Here is a 1,101-nt window from a genome sequence, read left to right as displayed (position 1 = left end):
CAGGCGCTGGTCGCCACCGCCCAGGCGCGCCCCGAGCCGATCCCGATCTACGCCGAGATGAGCTCGATCAACCCGGTGTTCCCGCTGCCCGCGGCGCTCGAGGCGCGCGGCGAGAGCATGGCCGAGGGCTTCGTCGCCTCGCTCAACCTGGGTGCCGGGCAGTTCTGCACCAACCCGGGGCTGGTGATCGCGGTCAAGGGCCCGGCGCTCGACGCCTTCGTCGAGGCCGCCGGCCGGGCGGTGCGCGACAGCGCCGGCCAGACCATGCTCACCCCGGGCATCCACGACGCCTACACCCGGGGCGTGGACAGCCTGGCGAGCCATGAGAAGACCCGCGAGGTGGCCCGCGGCCAGGCCGGCGAGCAGCCCAACCAGTGCCAGCCGGGGCTGTTCGTCACCGCGGCGAGCGACTTCCTCGCCGACGAGGCCCTGCAGGCCGAGGTGTTCGGCGCCAGCTCGCTGGTGGTCGAGTGTGCCGACGAGGCGGAAGTCAGGAAGGTCGCCGAGCACCTGGAAGGCCAGCTGACCGCCACGCTGCAGCTCGACGACGCCGACCACGACAGCGCCCGGGCGCTGCTGCCGATCCTCGAGCGCAAGGCCGGGCGGATCCTGGTCAACGGCTGGCCGACCGGCGTCGAGGTGTGCCATGCCATGGTCCACGGCGGGCCCTACCCGGCGACCTCGGACGCGCGCACCACCTCGGTGGGCAGCGCGGCGATCCATCGCTTCCTGCGCCCGGTGTGCTACCAGAACCTGCCGGACGGCCTGCTGCCGGAGGCGCTCAAGGAAAGCAATCCGTACCAGCTCAACCGCCTGGTCGACGGCCAGCGCGAGGGCTGAGTCTTTCACCACCCGGCAGACGAAGCGGGCTTCTCCGGCGACAAGGCTTCGCGAGGGCGCTGTAAACCCCTCCTTGGGCGCTACCTTTGCCATCTGACCGCCATGGATGGCGGAAATGCCGGCATGGGAGGGATCACTTTCCGGCCCTGGCAAAGGACCCTCGCTTCGCCTTGTCCCCGGCGCCCACCATTGCTGGAGTTTGGAGGAGATGAGCTCTAAGCGGTGCTAGCGCAACCCACGCAGGACCCCGACGGGACGGCC

The 1,101-nt window shown here is 70.9% G+C and carries 1 protein-coding gene; it reads left to right on the top strand.

Annotated features, from left to right (window positions below; all coding sequences use genetic code 11):
• A partial coding sequence (locus tag ACTCB7_RS04610) for an aldehyde dehydrogenase family protein (RefSeq protein ID WP_463005720.1) occupies nucleotides 1–840 on the top strand: 840 nt, incomplete at its 5' end.
• Between the last annotated feature and the right edge of the window lie 261 nt (nucleotides 841–1,101).

The sequence above is a fragment of the Modicisalibacter sp. genome, assembly GCF_055145905.1.
This window is presented reverse-complemented; position numbering and strand designations above follow the sequence as displayed.